At 67.1% G+C, this 5,138-nt stretch carries 5 protein-coding genes; all 5 read left to right on the top strand.

Annotated features, from left to right (window positions below; all coding sequences use genetic code 11):
- Positions 1–1,135 (top strand): DUF6042 family protein (locus EV643_RS43670; RefSeq protein WP_238166224.1); only part of this gene is annotated, 1,135 nt, incomplete at its 5' end.
- Positions 1,122–1,871: an alpha/beta fold hydrolase gene (locus EV643_RS43665; protein ID WP_370452456.1), complete on the top strand. Its 750-nt coding sequence runs from the start codon at positions 1,122–1,124 to the stop codon at positions 1,869–1,871. The genes EV643_RS43670 and EV643_RS43665, both read left to right, overlap by 14 nt.
- Positions 1,872–2,450: 579 nt before the next feature.
- On the top strand, positions 2,451–3,035 hold the full coding sequence (locus EV643_RS45295) for a tyrosine-type recombinase/integrase (protein WP_202870080.1): 585 nt from the start codon (positions 2,451–2,453) through the stop codon (positions 3,033–3,035).
- Positions 3,032–3,820 carry a hypothetical protein gene (locus EV643_RS43655; RefSeq protein WP_133806124.1) on the top strand — a complete coding sequence of 263 codons (789 nt, stop codon included), beginning with the start codon at positions 3,032–3,034 and terminating at the stop codon, positions 3,818–3,820. The genes EV643_RS45295 and EV643_RS43655 overlap by 4 nt, the downstream gene beginning before the upstream one ends.
- Entirely contained in the window at positions 3,757–5,088 is a 1,332-nt protein-coding gene (locus EV643_RS43650; RefSeq protein WP_133806123.1) for a tyrosine-type recombinase/integrase, read from the top strand. The genes EV643_RS43655 and EV643_RS43650 overlap by 64 nt, the downstream gene beginning before the upstream one ends.
- Positions 5,089–5,138 lie beyond the last annotated feature (50 nt).

The following is a 5,138-nucleotide window of genomic DNA, read 5'->3' as shown; positions in this document are numbered from 1 at the left end:
AAGGTCTTCCAAAGGATCACGCGATGACCGCCTCTATGCGCCGACGCCACGCCCGTCACCGGGCCTGCCGTACACCACTCTGCTGGACGCAACTGATGCGCATCCGTGCGGGACGATCGTACGGACGGGGCATGGTTGGTTGTTCGCGGCTGGTGGCGATGGACCCTGTGTGGTGCGGTTGCGGGCGCATGCCGACCGACCGGGTGATTTCGGCGGCGACGATTGGGCTGATCTGGTCGAGGTTCCGTACCGGAGCTCCACGGGTGCCGTCGAGCTGGCGTCACTCACGACCGGTTCTGGCGACGAGGACCTCCGGCTGGGGGAGCGAGGTCTGTATCGGTTGAGGGTTGCTCATCGCCCTCTGCCGCAGACCATCGGGGCGGTTGCGGTGGAGGAGGAGGATGACGAGGACGAAGCACGCGAACCCACCGACCTGTGGCAGTTGGATTTCTGGCCCGTCACCGGGACCGTCGATCCGCCCCGCTGGGTTCGGCGAATGAGGCCAGCAGTCCGGTTTGTCGATCCGGGCTGGTTTTGGGTGCTCGGGTACCAGGCGATCGAGATCGCCAACGTCGTACGGTGGACCAGTCCTGGCGACGGTATGACGGTCGACGACCTGCGAAGGTGGGGGATCGACCACTATCGGGGCGAGGCGTGGCTCGACCAGCCACAGCGGATGACGATTCCAATGCGCAACTATCCCAGCTTGGCGGAGATTGCCGCTCAGGTCGGCCTTCGCGAACCAAGGTCGAGACGCGAGTTGCTGCCACTGTTCGTCGCACTCGGTGTCCTGACCTTCGACGGCTCCCGATACGTCGGCGTCGAACGTCCGCCGATGGTGCAGGATGTGCTCGAGCTCCCCGCCGCGGGGGTGGCCAACCTTGAGGCGTACCAAGTGACAGGGCAGTTCACTGGTTATGCCGCGGACCTGGTGTCGGTGGCGTTGTGGGATGGCGCCGAGCAGAGCATCGAGTCCCTCGCCGCTCGTACTATCGGCTCCGAGGACGACGTACGTGGAGCACTCCAGTTCGCCGAGGGCCGCGGCCTGCTGCGAATCGACCATCAACCGGAGGATCAGTTCGTCATGGTGCCCCTCAAACGCAAGCCAAGGCCCGCTGTCTATGTCCATGGATGAACTGGTTGTCGCTGCTCGTGATCGGGTGAGGCTTCACGTTGGCGGGTGCGGTTCGGGGACTGACGTGGTTATGTTGTCTGGGGGGCCTGGGTGCGTTCAGTATCTGGAGCAGGAACGGCTGGTACCGGTGGGGGTGCGGGCGTGGTTTCCTGAACCGCGTGGGGTGGGGCGCTCGGGTGGTGGTGGGCACACGATGGCGCAGGCTGTGGAGGATCTTGAGAGCATCCGGGTGACGCTTGGCATCGACGAATGGATCGTTCTGGGCCACTCGTGGGGATGTGATCTTGCCGTCCGGTACGCCCTTGATCATCCGACTTCGGTGTCGCGAGTGATCGGTATCGCCGGTCACGGCCTGCACAAGGATCGGACCTGGTCGCAGCAGTACCAAGAACTCAAGGGCACTGAACCGGAGCTCGCGATTCCGTGGGAGCAGGCCGTATGGCGCGCCCTCCAAGACTCGTTCCTCGAGTGGATCCATGAACCACAGCTCTTCCGCAACCTTGCGGACTCGCCTGTCCCGATGAAGATCATCGCCGCAGGCAACGACATTCGTCCGTCTTGGCCGCTGCAGCAACTGGCAGCGCTAGTACCGGCCGGCACCTTCGAAGTCGTTCCCGACGTGCCCCACGACTTCTGGTCAGTTGACTGCACTAACGACCGCTCCAGGTTGGTCGGTCGGGTGTGGGTTCGTGATGATCTGCGGCGTGGTCGCTGGGGAGTTTCGTTCGTACGGTGAGCTGCTGGAGGGCCGGTAGCGCTCCCGCGGGGTCGGCGCTGTGGTCGCCGGCGAACTGGCGTCGCTGCCGTGGGTGGTGGTCGACGCGGCTGGCCGTGAGGTCGATCCGGCGAGCCGATATCTGCGGGATCTCGCGTTGGGGGATGCGAGCCCTGCGACGGGGAAAAGCTACGCGCACGACCTGTTGCGCTGGTTCCGGCTGTTGTGGCTGGTCGACGTCGGTTGGGAGCAGGCGACCGAGGCTGATGCGGCCGCGATGGTGGGCTGGCTGCGGACGGCGCCGAACCCGCAGCGCAAACGCCCCGACGCGGGCGTGGTGAACGCCCGGACTGGGAAGCCGACGCTGGCGGCTGGGTATGCGCCGGCGACGATCGCGCACGCGCTCACGGTGGTGCACGGGTTCTACGAGTACCACCGCCACTACGGGCGGGGACCGCTGGTGAACCCGGTGCCGCAGAGCCCTGATCGCCGTACGCGGCTGGCACACCCGTCCCCGCTCGAACAGCCGGTCCCGGTCCGGCGGAGCCGGTTGCGCGCCCGAAGGTCAGGAACCGGACCCCGCGGGCGATCCCGGACCAGTTGTGGGACGAGCTGTTCGCCCAGCTGCGCTGCGACCGGGATCGTGCGCTACCGGCGTGCTTCGTGTCGTCGGGGGCTCGGGCTGCGGAGCTGCTCGGGCTGCGCCTGGAGGACGTCGACTGGGCGACGGGCAAGATCTGGGTGATCAGCAAGGGCACGCGGCTGCGTGAGCCGGTGCCGGTGTCACCGGAGGCGCTGGCCTACCTGGCGGCCTACCTGGACGAAGCGGGTCTGCCGGAGCCTGGTCAGCCGGTGTGGCGCACGCGCCGTGGTGAGTCGCGGCCGTTGACGTACTGGGCTCTGCGGCAGGTGATGGCCCGGGCGAACGAGGTGCTGGGCACGAACTGGACCCTGCACGACCTGCGGCACACCGCCGCGACGCGGATGGCGAGAGATCCGGAGCTGACGCTGGTGGAGGTGCAGACGATCCTGCGGCACGCGCACGTGACGACGACGGCCCAGTACACGGTGGTGGCCCTGGAGGACCTGATGGATCGGCTTGCCGAACACTACGCGCGGCCGCGGCTGGAGCCGCGCTGGACGCCTGGATACGACGCCGGCGACGTCGAGGCGGTGTTCGGATGACCACGACTGGAGGCGAGCCGAAGTACAGCGCACGTGGCGGCTGGGCCACGACAGCCCGCGTCGTACGCCACGACCATGCCGCGATGACGGACGTCGTGGTGACGAAGCTGGAGCCAACTCCACCGCCGGTGCTGGCCAATCCGCCGCGGCCTCACAGTGACCTGTCCACCGCGGGCGCAGCCGAGATCATCACCATCGCGGAACCGATTTGGGCTACGTCGAAGACGGTCCGGACCAGCCTGCGCGGCGGCATTAAGGACCTGCTGGCCGAACTGGAGAAGGCGCCGGGGGACACCTGGCAGCAGCGGTGGGAAGCGCTCGGCTTCAACGATGGCACGCTGGTGCCGGCCGACTTGGGCGATGGGAAGAAGGAACGTGGCCGGATGACGTCCGGCTCCCGGATCTTGTTCTGTCTCCGGGTCGTACGGCCCTCCCACAAGGCACTTCGTGCAGCGAAGTATCCGTACCTCGCCGAGCACCTGCGCCGCGCGGCCAACGATCCGTTGCTGGACAAGTTCTTCGAATACGTCCGTGAATCCGGCGCCCGCGACTTCATGCAGCGGGCCGCACTGATCGACGTCGCTCAGTGCCTGACCGTGTTCGACATCAGTCTGCGCGATCTGGCGCCCGGCATCCTGCTGCACTACGCCGTGACCCATCGCGAAGTCACCGGCTATCGGCACACCCGGTCGCGGGAGCGACCTGGCAGCTGCTGCGCTCGATGGGCGTCTTCCCGCCCTCGTCACCCCACTCGCTGCAGGCCGCGCTGCGGCAGGGGCAGCTGACCATCGAGCAGATGGTCGACCGGGACCGGCCCTCGACGCCCGGTGTCCGCGAGGTGTTCATCGAGTACTTGCGCCGGCGCGCGGTCGGCCTGGACTACAACACCCTCAGCCAGCTGGCCCACCTGCTCACGCAGTTGTTCTGGAGCAACGTGGAGAAGGTCAACCCGGGCCAGGTCGGGCTGCAGCTGAGCGAGGAGACCTACCAGCAGTGGAAGCAGTCGGTCAGCGTGCTGCCCAGCGGCGGCCGCCTGTTGAACATGCTCAACGTCCTGCTGAGGATCCGCTCGTTCTACCTCGACCTGCAGTCCTGGGCCTACGACGACCCTGCCTTGTGGGGGCCGTGGGTCGCTCCGTGTCCCGTCCGCGAGACCGAGGTCCGGCGCACCCACGTCGCCCGGCGGCGGATCAACGAGCGGATGGCCGACCGCACCCGGATCCGTCAGCCACTGCTGCCGCTGCTGGTCGACCACGTGGCCAACCAGTGGTTGTACTACCGCGATCTGCTCGCGGCGACTGAGGCCGCCAGCCTCGGGGAGCACTTCACCTACGGCGGCGTTCGGTGGCAGCGCACCGCCAGCGAGAACGACCGCCGCTACGTCCAGCGCGGTGAGGACTACCGGCTGCGGGCGGTGAACCGCGACACCGGCGAACTCGTCAACGTCTCGCTCGAGGAGGAGGGCGCGTTCTTCGACTGGGCGATGGTCGAGATCATGCGCCACGCCGGGCTGCGGATTGAAGAGCTGCTCGAGCTGACGCACCTCAGCATCCGCAACTACCAGCGCACCAACGGCGAAGTGATCGCGCTCCTGGTCATTACCCCGTCGAAATCCGACCGCGAGCGGGTCATTCCGATGTCAGCGGAGCTGTTCCACGCGATTGCCCAGGTCATCAAGCGCCACCGCGCCCAGCACGGCACTGTCCCACTGGCCCACAGCTACGACCCCTACGAGCGGGTCTGGAAGGCGTCGCTGCCCTACCTGTTCCAGCGGCTCAACGGCCTGCATCGCTCTGCGATGACGCCCACGACGATCCGGCGCCGCCTCCAGGAATGCTGCACAGCCCTCGCGAAGATCCACCCTGAGTTCGAGGGCGTCAGGTTCGCACCGCACGACTTCCGCCGTCTGTTCGCGACCGAGCTGGTCAACTCCGGCCTCCCTATCCACATCGGCGCGGCCCTGCTCGGTCACCTCAGCATCGAGACCACCCGCGGCTACGTCAACCCTCGGGAATTGCAGCAGATGGGCGAGATTCAGCGGATCGCCTGCTGAGCTTGGCTCGGCAATAGGTTCGTCCGGCCGTCCCGACACGCCGTCTGACC

Origin of the sequence: Kribbella caucasensis, assembly GCF_004361855.1 — a bacterium.
GTDB lineage: Bacteria > Actinomycetota > Actinomycetes > Propionibacteriales > Kribbellaceae > Kribbella > Kribbella caucasensis.
The sequence above is the reverse complement of the archived record's forward strand: the minus strand, read 5'-3'. Positions and strand labels throughout refer to the sequence as shown.

What these genes read in the sequence shown, in the direction of transcription:
- EV643_RS43665 (WP_370452456.1), top strand. Translation starts at nt 1,122, where the DNA reads ATGTCCATGGATGAACTGGTTGTCGCTGCTCGTGATCGGGTGAGGCTT.
- EV643_RS43655 (WP_133806124.1), top strand. Translation starts at nt 3,032, where the DNA reads ATGACCACGACTGGAGGCGAGCCGAAGTACAGCGCACGTGGCGGCTGG.
- EV643_RS43650 (WP_133806123.1), top strand. Translation starts at nt 3,757, where the DNA reads ATGGGCGTCTTCCCGCCCTCGTCACCCCACTCGCTGCAGGCCGCGCTG.